General features: G+C 47.5%; 16 protein-coding genes. 1 reads left to right on the forward strand and 15 read right to left on the reverse strand.

What is annotated here, in order from left to right; genetic code table 11:
• Positions 1–121 precede the first annotated feature (121 nt).
• Entirely contained in the window at positions 122–370 is a 249-nt protein-coding gene (locus KNO95_RS05070; protein ID WP_026825751.1) for a DUF2627 family protein, read from the forward strand.
• Positions 371–1,002: 632 nt separating this feature from the next.
• Here the strand turns inward: KNO95_RS05070 and spo0A are convergent.
• The 15 genes from spo0A to aroQ form a co-directional block, all read right to left on the reverse strand.
• Positions 1,003–1,734 carry a sporulation transcription factor Spo0A gene (gene spo0A / locus KNO95_RS05075; RefSeq protein ID WP_026825750.1) on the reverse strand — a complete coding sequence of 244 codons (732 nt, stop codon included), beginning with the start codon at positions 1,732–1,734 and terminating at the stop codon, positions 1,003–1,005.
• Positions 1,735–3,432: a DNA repair protein RecN gene (recN, locus tag KNO95_RS05080; protein ID WP_214701873.1), complete on the reverse strand. Its 1,698-nt coding sequence runs from the start codon at positions 3,430–3,432 to the stop codon at positions 1,735–1,737. It lies immediately after the preceding gene.
• Positions 3,433–3,445: 13 nt separating this feature from the next.
• Positions 3,446–3,895, reverse strand: coding sequence for a transcriptional regulator AhrC/ArgR (ahrC, locus tag KNO95_RS05085; RefSeq protein ID WP_026825748.1), 450 nt, complete (start codon positions 3,893–3,895; stop codon positions 3,446–3,448).
• A gap of 155 nt (positions 3,896–4,050) precedes the next feature.
• Positions 4,051–4,866 carry a TlyA family RNA methyltransferase gene (locus KNO95_RS05090; protein ID WP_214878419.1) on the reverse strand — a complete coding sequence of 272 codons (816 nt, stop codon included), beginning with the start codon at positions 4,864–4,866 and terminating at the stop codon, positions 4,051–4,053.
• Positions 4,867–4,872: 6 nt separating this feature from the next.
• Positions 4,873–6,765 carry a 1-deoxy-D-xylulose-5-phosphate synthase gene (dxs, locus tag KNO95_RS05095; protein WP_026825746.1) on the reverse strand — a complete coding sequence of 631 codons (1,893 nt, stop codon included), beginning with the start codon at positions 6,763–6,765 and terminating at the stop codon, positions 4,873–4,875.
• A 123-nt stretch (positions 6,766–6,888) separates the two neighbouring features.
• The gene (locus KNO95_RS05100) at positions 6,889–7,767 is read right to left on the reverse strand and encodes a polyprenyl synthetase family protein (RefSeq protein WP_214878420.1); all 879 of its coding nucleotides are present in this window, start codon (positions 7,765–7,767) and stop codon (positions 6,889–6,891) included.
• Positions 7,764–7,988, reverse strand: coding sequence for an exodeoxyribonuclease VII small subunit (xseB, locus tag KNO95_RS05105; RefSeq protein WP_026825744.1), 225 nt, complete (start codon positions 7,986–7,988; stop codon positions 7,764–7,766). The genes KNO95_RS05100 and xseB overlap by 4 nt, the downstream gene beginning before the upstream one ends.
• Positions 7,963–9,309: an exodeoxyribonuclease VII large subunit gene (gene xseA / locus KNO95_RS05110; protein WP_214701868.1), complete on the reverse strand. Its 1,347-nt coding sequence runs from the start codon at positions 9,307–9,309 to the stop codon at positions 7,963–7,965. The genes xseB and xseA overlap by 26 nt, the downstream gene beginning before the upstream one ends.
• Positions 9,302–10,138, reverse strand: coding sequence for a bifunctional methylenetetrahydrofolate dehydrogenase/methenyltetrahydrofolate cyclohydrolase FolD (gene folD / locus KNO95_RS05115; protein WP_026825742.1), 837 nt, complete (start codon positions 10,136–10,138; stop codon positions 9,302–9,304). The genes xseA and folD overlap by 8 nt, the downstream gene beginning before the upstream one ends.
• Positions 10,139–10,201: 63 nt before the next feature.
• Positions 10,202–10,588: a transcription antitermination factor NusB gene (gene nusB, locus KNO95_RS05120; protein ID WP_026825741.1), complete on the reverse strand. Its 387-nt coding sequence runs from the start codon at positions 10,586–10,588 to the stop codon at positions 10,202–10,204.
• A gap of 112 nt (positions 10,589–10,700) precedes the next feature.
• Positions 10,701–12,044 carry an acetyl-CoA carboxylase biotin carboxylase subunit gene (accC, locus tag KNO95_RS05125; RefSeq protein WP_214701867.1) on the reverse strand — a complete coding sequence of 448 codons (1,344 nt, stop codon included), beginning with the start codon at positions 12,042–12,044 and terminating at the stop codon, positions 10,701–10,703.
• 7 nt (positions 12,045–12,051) lie between these two features.
• The gene (gene accB, locus KNO95_RS05130) at positions 12,052–12,495 is read right to left on the reverse strand and encodes an acetyl-CoA carboxylase biotin carboxyl carrier protein (RefSeq protein WP_026825739.1); all 444 of its coding nucleotides are present in this window, start codon (positions 12,493–12,495) and stop codon (positions 12,052–12,054) included.
• A gap of 116 nt (positions 12,496–12,611) precedes the next feature.
• Positions 12,612–13,178, reverse strand: coding sequence for an elongation factor P (gene efp, locus KNO95_RS05135; protein ID WP_026825738.1), 567 nt, complete (start codon positions 13,176–13,178; stop codon positions 12,612–12,614).
• Between the two features lie 29 nt (positions 13,179–13,207).
• Complete coding sequence (locus KNO95_RS05140) at positions 13,208–14,275, reverse strand: M24 family metallopeptidase (protein WP_026825737.1); 1,068 nt, start codon at positions 14,273–14,275, stop codon at positions 13,208–13,210.
• A complete protein-coding gene (aroQ, locus tag KNO95_RS05145) occupies positions 14,271–14,708 on the reverse strand; it encodes a type II 3-dehydroquinate dehydratase (protein ID WP_214701866.1) in 438 nt (145 codons plus the stop codon). The genes KNO95_RS05140 and aroQ overlap by 5 nt, the downstream gene beginning before the upstream one ends.
• Positions 14,709–14,774 lie beyond the last annotated feature (66 nt).

Genomic DNA, 14,774 nt, shown 5'->3' on the forward strand with positions numbered 1-14,774 from the left:
TCATCTCTCTTCTCTTCTTCATGCTACTGAATCCTATGTTGATTCGCAAGTCGCCTAAAAATAGACAGTGTCGAGCGAAATGATTTCTGTTAAAATAATGTATGGTAAAGGAGGAGATTGCATGCGTTTCATCGCACTTCTAATCTTAATCATCCCCGGACTACTAGGTGTCTACGGAATCAAATTGCTCCGCGACAGCTTCTTTTTGAAGACGAGCACACCCTTCACATGGATTGATTCACTCGCTGCCGCCTCTATGTTGCAGGGGACCTTTGGACTTCTGCTCGCCATGGGTGGGATCGGATTTGTAGCTGGCTATATTTTTAACCGCGACAAGAAATCAGGAAAAGTTCAACGATTCGACTCATAAGTACACAAAAAAAAGGTTCCCTAACTTGACTTCATTTCAAGTGCGGAACCTTTTATTCGTATTGAATTGTGATCACTACGGATGATCTCCTTTCTAACTACTTTGCTTGCTTTGACATGATATCCAACGTCTTCTTAATGAAGAAGTATGAAAGAATTTTAGTAACTGCCGTCTTGCGTGAACGGAACGCTTCCATTCGAGTTACTAACTTTTTGATTATCGGATCATGTCCAACCATCCATTGTGAAGTCGAGCGCTTGCCATAAACTGTTCAACGGTTGACAACACTCCTTTTGGTTAACTGAACGATTCGTTTTCCCTATACCAACCCCTAGCTTCGAGCTGATGATAGAATCGTCTCGCAAATGAGCGACTGTCGCGACCTCACGTCGGGACATTAACGACTTGAGGTGTCGTCCCCACCTCTGAGCTATAATCGGATAGCGAACCGAGATGATTATATTTCTTCAAACATGCTCCGGAACAAGTTTGAAAAGCGTTCATCTGACGCTTGTCCAAGTAACTTGGTACACCTTTATTATAACAAAGAACGATTATTTTGCAAGCGCTTTCTTTCTTAAACTGAATAAAAAAGGACTAAGCCGATCATGACTCAGTCCAAATCGATTTTTTTAATTGTTCTTAAACGATAAATACGTGACGAAGTAAGAGATGAACTCCGAGTTTTTCGGGCTTCGCTCACGCTCCGGTCGTCCTTCAAACATTTCATGGTCCTGCATCCCGTTACCCCAGGCCGTCTTAATCGCGTGACGCATAGCCCGCTCCACACGCGACGAAGTCGTCTCATGTTCTTTCGCAACCATTGGATATAACTCTTTCGTGATTAGACCGAGCAAGTCTTGACGCTCCCTCACATAGATGACCGCTTGACGGATGTACTTGAATCCTTTGATTCGTGGAGAAATGCCCATTTGTTGCAGTAAGAGTGAAATCTCGATCTCTTCGGGTGTCATCCCTTCAAACTCCCGATTCGTCCCATCCGACAATTCTCGAATCTTCGTTAACAACTGTTGGATATTGAATGGCTTGACGAGAAAATAAGAGGCACCGAGTTGAACCGCTTGTTTCGTCACTTCATCTTTCCCGAACGCACTGAGCATGATCACTTCCGGCTTCTCGTCACCGAACTCTTCATTAAGACGTTGCAATACTCCAATTCCATCCAAATGCGGCATGATAATATCGAGTAAGAGTACATCCGGTTGGTGTGTCTTGACGACATCCAAGCACGTTTCACCATCGTGCGCCGTTCCCACGACACGAAGATCAGGCTCAGATTCTAGTTGTCGGCTCAACAAATCGACGATTTCTCGATTGTCGTCCGCAATACATAATGTAATCACTTATGACACTCCTTTGATGAACTTCTGTTTTACTTGCTGTGACATCTCAAGTAACTCTTCAACGTGTTGTTTCGTCAAGTTCGTCATTTGAGCTCCAGCAATCATTCGACCCAATTCGTCGATTCGGCTCTCATGATTGAGAGAGTCGACATTCGTTTTCGTTCGGTCATCCGTTTCTGTTTTCGTAATGTAAAGGTGTTGATCTGCCATCGCGGCGACTTGTGCCAAGTGAGTGATACACAGCACCTGTGACCCGACAGATAGACGGAAAATCTTCTCCCCCATCGCTTGGGCGACACGGCCGGATACACCAGTATCGACTTCATCAAAAATAATCGAGGCCACTCCGACGGTTCTCGAAAAGATGGACTTGAGTGCGAGCATGACGCGGGAAAGCTCACCGCCTGAAGCGACTTTCGCAAGCGGTTTAAACGGTTCACCGATATTTGTCATCATGTAAAACTCTACATCATCTAATCCGTCTTGTTTTAGAGACGTTGAGCGGAAACGAACTTCAAATGCTGTTTTTTCCATGTACAGTTCTTTTAATTCACGATGTATCGCCTGCTCCAGCGACTTTGCTGCAACTTTGCGGGCTGTAGATAGTTTTATTCCAGTCTCTTTTGCAGCCTTCTCTAATCGAACAAGCTCATCTGACAACGTCTGCAAATGTTCTTCTCGATTCGTCATCGATTTAAGTTCCTCGGAAACTCGTTCCCCATATGCGATGACTTCTTCGATTGTCGTTCCATACTTTCGTTTTAGCTGCTGGAAAAGGGCTAATCTCGACTCGATCTCATCCAATCGAATCGGATCAAACTCTAGCGAATCTAATTGATCGCGCAATTGAAATTTCGCGTCTTCTAGCAGATAGTATGCGTTGGAGATTGTCTCGGATACAGAAGCAAGAGAGGTGGAAAGCTGTGATGCCTCGCCCATTTCACGCATCGCAACGCCAATTTGGTCAAGTCCGTTCGAGTCCTCGGCAACCGCCTCATAAGAAAGACGGATATGTTGATGGATGCGCTCAAAGTTGGCTAATTCATCACGCTCTTCCGTCAGCGCCTGTTCTTCACCCGGCTTTAATTCTGCCGCCTCGATCTCTTTTGTTTGGAACGACAACAAATCCATCCGCTGCGCGAGTTCTTGCTCACTTTGGCTGAGGCGCTTCAGTTCATCGGCGATTTTTTTCCAAGCTGCATATGCTGCTTGATATTCCTCTAATAGAGGGCCTACTTCCTTCTCGGCAAAGTGATCGAGAATTCCTAAGTGAAATTCCGCTTCCATCAGATGTTGATGCTCATGTTGCCCATGAATATCGACGAGAAGTCGCCCGAATTCACGCAACGTCGAGAGCGTCATCATTTTCCCGTTCACCCGACAGACACTTTTTCCACTACTATGTAAGTCTCGACGTAGTATGACAGTCCCGTCCTCAACATCAATTCCATATTGATTGGCCGCTTCAATGACGGGATGATTTGGTTCAATCATGAACAACCCTTCGATTTCGGCCTTGTCCTGACCGTAGCGAACAAACTCACTCGAGCCTCGTCCTCCAACAAGCAACCCAATCGCATCTAACAAAATTGATTTACCGGCACCCGTTTCACCCGTGAGAACGGTCATACCTCGATTAAACGTAATGTTTAACTCGTCGATAATCGCAAACTGTTTGATTGATAGTTCTGCTAACATACGTACTTTCACCTCATAACATTCCGATTAATCGATCGATAATCTGCTTCGCTTTATCTTCATCGCGCGCAATCATTAAAATCGTATCGTCGCCACAAACCGTCCCAATCAATTCATCCCATGACAAATGGTCGATTAAGACGCCGATTGCATCAGCATTTCCCGGAAGCACTTTCATGACGACCAAATTTTGAGCAGAATCGACCGAGACGAAGCTGTCGCTAAGGATTCGCTTCATTTTACCGTATGGGTTAAAGCGCTGATCCGCAGGCAAGCTGTATTTATATCGTCCGTCGTTTAACGGCACTTTGACTAAATGTAACTCCTTAATATCCCGAGACACAGTTGCCTGTGTGACCGGATATCCGGAGCGACGTAGTTCATCTACCAGTTCATCTTGCGTTTCGATTTCACGATTCGTCACGATGTCTCGAATTTTAATCAATCGCTGTCCTTTGTTCATAAGCGCTGACACCTCATTTTTCGTTTCACATACACATTATCATTCTAAAGTATTGTCGAAAAAAGGTCTAGCATTCCAGTGGGTATTTCCACCATTCCCCATCTCTTCTTCATCGATAAGAAAAAGCTACAGACAAATCTGTCTGTAGCCATTGCTTATCCCTTTAGTTTGGTATGTGCCGCATCCACCACGTCTTCGACTCGTAGGGATGGTTCGACTCCACCTATCCCCGTATAACGGGCGAATAAGAGGAATTCAATATTTCCGTCTCCACCTGTGATTGGGGAGTAATCCAATCCTTCGACGAAGAACCCTTCCGATGCAAAATAGCGAACCATATCGCTCGCCACACGCTCATGTACGCCACGGTCTCGTACAATCCCTTTTTTCCCGACGTCGGCTTTACCGGCTTCAAATTGAGGTTTAACGAGTGCCATAACGACGCCGTCCTGCTTTAAAATAGTTTTGAGCGGCGGCACCATAAGGCGTAGTGAGATGAACGAGACATCAATCGTCGCAAAGTCTGGTTTGATCGGGAATTGATCGGCCGTCGCATGACGAAAATTCATCCGTTCCATGACGACAACGCGATCATCGCTCCGAAGTTTCCAGGCAAGCTGGTTGTACCCGACATCGACCGCATACATTTGGCTCGCACCGTTTTGAAGCGCACAGTCAGTAAACCCTCCCGTTGAAGACCCGATGTCGATTCCGACACGTCCGTTTACGTCAAGCGGGAATACTTCGAGCGCTTTCTCGAGCTTCAAGCCCCCCCGGCCGACATACGGTAGGGCTTGTCCCTTCACTTCGAGAGGGATATCATCAAACACTTTATCGCCCGCCTTGTCTAGGCGTTCGGTCCCACTATAGACGAGACCGGCCATGACAGACCGCTTCGCCTTTTCTCGTGTTTCAGCGAGTCCACGTTCGACGAGCAATACATCTAATCTAGTTTTCGTTCTTTTTTCCATAATCCCTCACACATTCTGTCGATTTGTTTCCATGACGAATCGTTCAATCGATTCCGCCATTTGGGTAGGTCGAAGTCCAATCTCTTCTAAGAGTTGGTTGACCCCTCCATGTTCGATATAGCGATCCGGAATACCGAGACGTTGAATCCGCGGGAAAGTTCCAGCTTCATTCGCATGCTCTAACACACTACTTCCAAAACCACCGGCAAGTGCCGCTTCTTCGAGTGTCACGAGCGGGATACCTTCTGCATATAATGAAGCAAGCATGGCCTCATCGAGCGGTTTAATCGTACGGCAGTTGATGACCCGAACGCTGAGCGTGCCTTCTAACAAAGACCGTACTTCAAGAGCGTCTTGAACTTGTGGACCGAACGTCAAAATCGCGACATCCGTTCCTTCCGCCTCGACTTCCCAATCATCAAGTGAAATCTCCTGAAGCGTGTCACTCATCGGAACACCGATTCCTTCACCACGTGGGAACCGAATCGCAATCGGCCCGCCATCGTAACGAAGAGCAGAATAAACGAGTCGTTGCAACTCTTCTTCGTCTTTCGCCATCAAGATGCGAATGTTTGGGACATGACGCATAAAGGCGATGTCAAACACACCTTGGTGCGTCTCTCCATCCGCCCCTACGAGTCCGGACCGGTCAATCGTGAACACGACGTTCAGGTTTTGACGACAAATGTCATGGACGAGTTGGTCATACGCACGTTGGAAGAACGTCGAATAAATCGAGACGACGGGTTTTAATCCTTGTGTCGCTTGTCCACCAGCGAGCGTGACCGCGTGCTGCTCAGCGATCCCGACATCAAACATGCGTTCCGGGAATTTTTTCGTGAAGCAGTCAAGTTTTGATCCGACGCTCATTGCCGGCGTGATCAACGTGACCCGTTCATCAGACTCCGCAACTTTCGTAATCGTTTCAGCGACCACTTTCGAATAACTTGGTCCTTTCGGCTTCCCTTTGATGACTTCACCAGACTCAATTTTATATGGCCCAAGCCCGTGCCACGTTCCGATACCATCTAGTTCTGCCGGACGGTAACCTTTGCCTTTTTTCGTGATGACATGAACGAGAACCGGACCGTCGATCTTCTTCGCATACTCGAGCGTCTCGAGCAAATCTTTCAAATCGTGTCCGTCTGTCGGGCCGAAGTAAGTAAACCCAAGTTCTTCAAAGAAAGTGCCCGGAATAAGTGCAGACTTCAATAAATCTTTCACCCGTTCCCCACTTCGTTCAAGCGAGTTGCCAACGAGAGGAATGTGCTTAATGATGGATTCCATTTCTTCACGCGCATGCTTCAGTTTTCGTGATGCACGAATACGTCCGAGCATGTTGTGCATGGCACCGACGTTCGGTGCAATCGACATCTCATTATCGTTCAGGATGACGATGACATTTTGCTTTTCGGCACCAATATGATTCAGCGCTTCAAGTGCCATTCCCCCAGTCAGCGCACCATCCCCGATGATGGCAATGGCACGATCGTTTGCGCGACCTTTCAACTCGTTTGCGATTGCAATCCCCATCGCTGCCGAAAGTGATGTCGAACTATGGCCTGTTTCCCAAACGTCATGTTCGCTCTCACAACGTTTCGGGAAACCGCATAATCCATTGTACTGTCGCAGGGTATCAAACTGATCCGTACGTCCTGTCAAAATTTTATGAACGTACGCCTGATGACCGACGTCCCATACAAGTTGGTCTTTCGGACTGTCAAATACACGGTGCAAGGCAAGCGTCAACTCTACAACACCTAAGTTTGGCGCCAAATGCCCTCCCGTCACTGCCAATTTTTCAATCAAGAACCGTCTAATGTCAGAACCGAGTGATTCGAGTTCGGTTACAGACAACCTTTTCAGGAATGACGGGTCTTGAATGGATGTCAAGTCCATAATGACCATCCTTTCTCCTCACATTTTACTGATTCGTACCTTACATTTTACAAGAATGTGACGGTAGATGCCACACATTCCCCAAAACAAAGGTGACACGATGTGCTCATCGTGTCACCGAGGTCAATAATTTCGTTTCACTACAAACGTCAACAGGTCAACAAGTAACGGTGCTTGAACCGAAAGTGACTGGATTGCAAAGGTCGCCGCATCTACCTCTGCATCAAGTGCACGCTTCGCCCCATCTAGTCCGAGTAATTTCGGATAAGTCGTTTTTTCATTCTCTTCATCCGAGCCGACGCGTTTCCCGATTGCCTGTTCGTCCCCGATGACATCTAAAATATCATCTTGAATCTGAAAGGCAATACCTAGATGGCGGCCGAACTGTTTGAGTTGAAGCCGGTCTTCTTTAGACACACCTGCAAGAATACTACCTGCTTCAAGCGCATAGACGAGCAGTGCTCCCGTCTTCCGTTCATGAATCGACTGAAGTTCCTGAAGGGTGACATCATCCCGCTTTTCAGCGAGCATATCATCTAATTGTCCACCGACCATGCCCGTACTTCCGGCGGCAAGTCCGAAAGCGCGAATAATCTCGACGATTGCTTCCGCAGGGAGGTTCGCTTCCGAAAGGATGCGAAACGCATCGGTTAATAGCGCGTCCCCCGCCAAAATGGCAGTCGCCTCATCAAACTGACGATGGTTCGTCAGACGGCCGCGCCGAAGGTCGTCATCATCCATTGCTGGCAAGTCGTCATGAATGAGTGAGTATGTATGAACCATCTCGAGTGTCGAAGCGACTTCCCGCCCGCGCTCGATTGCAATGCCATACGTTTCAAGAACTGCATAAACGAGCGCAGGACGGATTCGCTTCCCTCCCGCCTCTAATGAATACGACATCGCATCACGGAGTCTAGTCGGCATGTCACTTGATTCGATAAGTTCCTGCATCGTTTCTTCAACAGCCAACTTCCACTTCTTCAAATCATCGGTACGATTCATGAGGGGCCTCCTTTTTCACGAAGGGTACCATCGAGTTCCAGGATTTCGTCCATCTTTTTCTCGGCTGCCGAGAGTTTTGTCTGACACAAAGCAGACAAGCGGACACCTTCTTCATAGAGCGTCATGGCTTCCTCTAGCGGCACATCACCGGTTTCGAGCTGAGCGACGATCTGTTCGAGTCGCTCTAGCGCGGCTTCAAACGTCTGTTCTTTTTTTGTCACCGACAACCCTCTCCTTCACTTCAGCGACTGCATGACCGTCCCGAAAACGAATCGAGATGTCTCCATCGCGTAATTGTTTCACATTTTGCACATATGCACCGTCTTGCTCAATGAACGCATAGCCACGTGATAAGACAGCAAGCGGACTGACCGAATGCAATCGCCCCACCTGTTGAGCAAACTGTTGTTTTGGCTGTTCTAATGGTTTTGTACGACGGAGTCGAGCGGTCATTTGATTGACCTCTTCACCCTGCTGTGTCAACGTTTTTGAAAACCGTTTCAAATCAAGCTGTTGTGAGACTTGATGAAGTTGATGCGTGGCTTGGGTTAGATGACGTCTCATCCCTTGTTCGAGTCGGATTTCAGATTGCGCGAATCGTTCACGTTTTTGTGAAATGGTATAACGCGGCGATCTTAACCCATAGCTGTTGACCATTCGATTGACTCTGCTCCGCAGATCATCGAGTTGGTTCGAAACCGATTTGTGCAAATGCACGTGAAGGCGCTCCACATCTTTACGTTGCGCATCAATCATTGCTGTAGCGAGTTCTGCTGCAGCCGTTGGAGTAGCTGCTCTTACATCTGCGACAAAGTCGGAAAGTGTATAGTCCGTTTCATGACCGACAGCAGAAATGATCGGAATGGTGGACGAATAAATCGCCTCCACCACAACATCCTCATTAAATGCCCACAGTTCTTCGATGGAACCGCCACCTCGTCCGACAATCAGTACATCACAATCAGTGCGCTCATTCATCCATTGAATGGCAGATGCAACTTGCGGGGCTGCCATCTCACCTTGCACGGCAACCGGGGCGAACGTAATGGCCACATGAGGCGCACGACGTCGAAGGGTTGTCGCGATATCGTGGAGTGCTGCACCTTTAGGAGACGTCACAATCCCGATTCGTTCTGGAAATGTGGGTAGTGCTTGCTTGCTTTCCGAATCGAACCAACCCTTTTCCTCGAGTTCACGCTTTCTCGCCTCATACCGCTCAAACAACAGACCAACGCCATCTTGACGCATCAATTCGACATACAGCTGAACATCACCCGTCGCCTCATACATTGTCACTCTCGAGACAGCGATGACTTTCATCCCGTCTTTCGGTTCAAATTGAAGTTGTTTGGCATCGCGAGAAAATATGACGGCTTTCATACGAGACGCGTCATCCTTCAACGTGAAATAACAATGACCCGAGGAATATCGTTTGAAATTTGAGATTTCACCGATGACTGCGACTTGTCGAAGCAGTATATCATCATCGAGTTGTCGCTTCACATACCGAACGACCTCTGAAACCGGAAGGGGGTTAGCCACGTGATGCAACCTCGATCGTATTATGCATGAGCATCGTAATGGTCATCGGGCCGACACCACCCGGAACAGGCGTGATCGCACTCGCCTTTTCTTTCACGGCCGCGTAATCCACGTCCCCGACGAGGCGACCTTCCACCCGGTTGACACCGACATCGATGACGACTGCCCCTGGTTTGACCATATCTGCAGTGACGAGACTTGCGCGCCCTACCGCGACAATCAAAATATCGGCCTGCCGCGTCATCGCACCGAGATCAGCCGTTTTTGAATGACAATACGTGACCGTAGCAGATTCATTCAAGAACAACATCCCGACCGGTTTGCCGACGATTTGACTGCGACCTACGACGACAACGTGTTTTCCGGAAATCTCGGTTTGTGTCTTCGCGAGATGTAAGATGCCGTGAGGCGTACATGGGAGCAATGTGTCTAGACCGAGCATCATCTTCCCGACGTTCTCGGGATGGAATCCGTCTACATCCTTTTTAGGAGAGATGCGCATGATGACTCGCGACTCGTCGATGTGTTTCGGTAAAGGGAGCTGCACGAGAATACCATGGACTTCCTCATCCTCATTCATCAAGTCAATCAAGTCGAGCAATTCTGTTTCGCTAATTGTTTCATCAAAACGGAGCACTTGAGAATCGATTCCGATTTCCTCTGCCGCCCGTTCCTTCCCGCGTACATAGCTATGACTTGCTGGGTCATCCCCAATCAACACTACTTTCAATTTCGGTACGATGCCGCGTGCACGAAGTTCCGTTACACGCTCTTTTAACGTTGCTCGATATGATGCTGCCACTTGTTTCCCGTCGATCACTACTGCCATCTCTCTCATCCCCCGTTGTCTTTAGGTTTTTCTGTAGTTGGTCTGGTGTCTTATCTCTATTTTTTAGTCTTCTTTAATGATATTGCCGAGTACGCCATTCACAAGTTTACCGGCCTCTTCATCCGCGAACGATTTCGCGAGTTCGACCGCTTCGTTAATTGTGACGTTCTCTGGAATCGTTTCGACATATAACAATTCATACGTTGCCATTCGTAGAATCGTACGCTCGACGTTACCGAGGCGATCTAAGCGCCAGTTTTTTAAGTTCTCAACGAGCAATACGTCGATATCTTCAATATGTTCTAGCGTCCCTGTGACGAGTTGTTCGTAAAACGGATCAGATTCTTCTCCATCTAATGCGAATTCGATTGCTTCATCTACCTCTAATTTTGATACTTCGATTTGAAAAAGCGTTTGAATCGCTTTCTCTCGTGCTTCATGACGTTTCATTCAGTTACTCTCCTTTTACATGCTTTCATTGTGATAGTTTAGCATAAAGCACTCATAAATTCAGTACAAAAAACCAGGAAGCCGAAATAATGTTCGGGCTTCCTGGTTGTTGTTATTTCGCCAATGACATTTCTTTTTCGACAAATTTCGTATCAAATGTACCGATTCGGAATTGTTCATGGGCCATGACTTGCTGATGGAACGGAATCGTCGTTTTGACCCCTGAAACCGTGAACTCATCCAATGCACGCAACATCTTCAAAATTGCCTCGTCACGTGTTGGCGCATGAACAATTAATTTAGCTACCATCGAGTCGTAGAATGGCGGGATCATCGCACCAGCGTATAGCCCGCTATCGACACGGACACCCATGCCTCCCGGGACGATGTATTGGTCAATCTTCCCTGCCATCGGACGGAAGTCCATAAACGGATCTTCTGCATTGATTCGGCATTCGATTGAATGTCCTGAGAAGGTGATGTCTTCTTGGGAGATGGCTAACGGATGTCCGAGCGCCACTTCTAGTTGCGCTTGGACGAGGTCGAATCCTGTAATCATCTCCGTGACCGGGTGCTCGACTTGAATCCGTGTGTTCATCTCCATGAAGTAGAACTCGTTCGATTCAGGGACATAGATGAACTCGATTGTTCCCGCTCCTGAATACTGAATGGCTTTTGCCGCTTTGACGGCCGCATCTCCCATCATTTGCCGGGTCGTTTCATCAATCGCAGGTGATGGTGCCTCTTCGACTAGTTTTTGCATACGTCGTTGAATCGTACAGTCGCGTTCACCTAAGTGGATGACGTTACCGAATTGGTCGGCAAGGACTTGCACTTCAACATGACGGAACGACTCGATGAACTTCTCGAGATAAACGTCTCCGTTACCGAAAGCCTGCTTCGCTTCTTTACGTGTCGCAATCAACCCTTGAGTCAGTTCTTCTTCGTCACGGGCGACACGAATACCGCGTCCCCCTCCACCTGCCGTCGCTTTGATAATGACCGGATAGCCCATCTCACTTGCGAGTTCGGTGGCTTCTTCGTCGGTGACGACACCACTCGAACCTGGAACGACCGGGACACCGGACTCGATCATTGTTCGTTTTGCCTCGTCTTTGATCCCCATCTTCCGAATCGCATAGCTACTCGGTCCAACGAATTGAATGCCACACGCCTCACACATCTCGGCGAACTCTGCATTTTCAGCTAAAAAACCGTATCCCGGGTGCACCATCGTCGCATCAACAGCACATGCGACAGATAAAATATTCGGGATGTTCAAATAGGAGTCCTTCGAAGGATTCGGACCGATACAATAGGCTTCATCGGCCAAATGAACATGTAATGCCTCACGATCCGCCTCAGAAAAGACGGCGACCGTCGGGATATTCAATTCTTTTGCAGCACGTATGATTCGAACCGCGATTTCACCACGGTTAGCGATTAATAATTTCATAACGACCTCACTTCACGCTGAAGAGCGGTTGACCGAACTCGACGAGATCGCCATCGGTGACTAGCACTTCTACGATTTCGCCACTGATTTCCGCTTCGACATCGTTAAACAATTTCATCGCTTCTAAAATACAGACAACTTGCCCAGACTCTATGCGTTCTCCAACGTTGACAAAAGCCTCTTTATCCGGGGCCGGACGCGAATAAAATGTTCCGACCATCGGTGATGTGATTGTACGATAAGACGCTTTTTCTGGCGCCAATTGTTCTATATTTTCTTCTACTTGAGGCGCAGGTGATGCAATTGCTTGTGTCTGCATGACTGGCACGCTTCCAGTTTGTTGCGTTTCTTTCTTCAATGACAGTTTGAAATCAGATGTCTCAAGCTCCATTTCATGGACAGATGATTGATCTAATAATTGAATGAGCTCTTTAATTTGATCGATTTGCATCTTTCTTACCCCCTGTTTATACCTGGTACTAATCTCTACTTCACTATAACTGGTCAGACCAATGAATGCAACGAGAAAAAAGAGCGTTCATTCATTCGAATGAACACTCTCTTTGATTAACCGTTGTAACGACCCATGAAATCTCCAGTACGTGTATCAACCGTTACTTTTTCACCTGGTTCGATGAAAAGTGGTACTTGGATCACATGTCCTGTTTCCACTGTCGCATTTTTCTTCACGTTTGATGCCGTGTCCCCTTTAACGCCCGGGTCCGCTTCGACAATTGTCAAGACGACGCTTGTAGGAAGTTCGATTCCAAGAATCTCACCCTCATAGTCTGCGATGCTAACTTCCATGTTTTCAAGCATGTAAGGAAGAGCCGCTTTAACTTGTTCGCTTGTCAATTCAAGTTGCTCGTATGATTCGTTGTCCATGAATACATACGTGTCACCCATTGGATAGAGATATTGCATACGTTTACGTTCGATATGCGCTCGTTCGATTTTTTCTCCACCACGGAACGTTGTTTCCTGAATCGCACCGTTACGCAAGTTGCGCATCTTCGTACGTACGAACGCCGCACCTTTGCCCGGTTTTACATGTTGGAATTCGATGACTTGCCAAATCGAACCGTCAGACGTTTTGACTGTCAATCCTGTTTTTAAATCGTTAACTGATACCATGTTAATTTCCTCCTAAATTCAGACGAGACTCACGCCTCAATCGTAATTAACTCTTTTGGCGACTGCGTTAGACGGTAGCATCCATCTTCCGTAATGACGACATCGTCTTCAATTCGGCAACCGCCGACACCGTTAATGTAAATACCCGGTTCGATTGTGACGACCATCCCAGGTTCTAGCACCGTTTCAGAACGGAATGATAATCCTGGTGCCTCGTGCACTTCCATGCCGAGACCATGGCCCGTCGAGTGACCGAAGTATTCACCGTATCCAGCTTCTTTAATGATGTCTCGTGTCAACGCGTCAGCTTCAATACCTGTGATACCGGCACGAGTACCTTCTACACCAGCGAGTTGAGCGCGAAGAACCGTATCGTAAATTTGATGTAATTCATCTGAGATTTCTCCGACCGCGAGTGTACGCGTGATATCAGAGCAGTACCCTTTATAGTATGCTCCAAAATCAAGTGTGACAAGTTCACCTGATTCGATGACTTTATCGCTTGCGACTCCGTGCGGAAGTGCCGAACGGAGACCTGAAGCGACAATCATATCAAATGATGACGAGTCAGCGCCTTTTGAACGCATAAACATCTCGAGTTCGTTCGCAACTTCTCTTTCGGTACGACCAGGACGGATGAACGTCTGGATATGGGCATAAGCTGCATCAGCGATTGCCGCAGCTTCCTTCATAATCTTAATCTCTGATTCATCCTTAATCAAGCGCAGTTTTTCTACGATTCCTGCCGTCTCGATGAGATGTGCATCTACTTCTTTTTCATATGTCCGATACTGACCGATCGTCATTGCGTCTTGCTCGATTCCAAGACGTGTGATCGAGTCACGTGATACAACGTCAGCGACCGATTTAATAAGCGATGTATCCAATTCAACGATGTCGTATCCTTTTACTTGATCGTTCGCTTGTTCCGTATATCGGAAATCCGTGATAAAGCTTGCGGTTTTCGACGTGATGACGATAACGCCACTCGATCCGGTGAAACCAGATAAGTAGCGAATGTTTTCACGTTTTGTGACGAGCAATGCGTCAATCTCGTTTGCTTCTAACTGTGCTTGCAGTTTGTTTACGCGTTCAATCATGTCGATTCCTCCAATGTTCGATTAGTGCATGCAATGCTAACGTATAGCTAGTGAGCCCAAATCCGGTGATTACTCCTAAGCAAACGCCTGCGAGTTTTGACTCGTGACGAAACACATCACGGGCATGCACGTTCGAGATATGTACTTCAACGACCGGGGCAGCGATAGCGGAGATGGCATCTCGAATCGCGATTGACGTATGCGTGTAGGCTCCCGCATTCAATACAACACCTTCGAAATCGTAGGCGTCGTGAAGGGCGTCAATCAACTCTCCCTCGTGATTCGATTGTTTGAACGTGAGTTCGACGCCCTCCGGTGCGACGAGCATTAATTCGGCAGCTAAGCCTTTTAACGACACGTTCCCATACACGTCTGGTTCACGGCGACCTAACAAGTTTAAATTTGGCCCATTCAACACTAAAATTCGCAATCTTCTTCCCCCTCGTTCGTCAAGTCTTATCTATTGTAACAAATTTATCGAAAGAACGTGAATCGA

Source organism: Exiguobacterium sp. ERU653, from assembly GCF_018617775.1.
Lineage (GTDB): Bacteria > Bacillota > Bacilli > Exiguobacteriales > Exiguobacteriaceae > Exiguobacterium > Exiguobacterium marinum.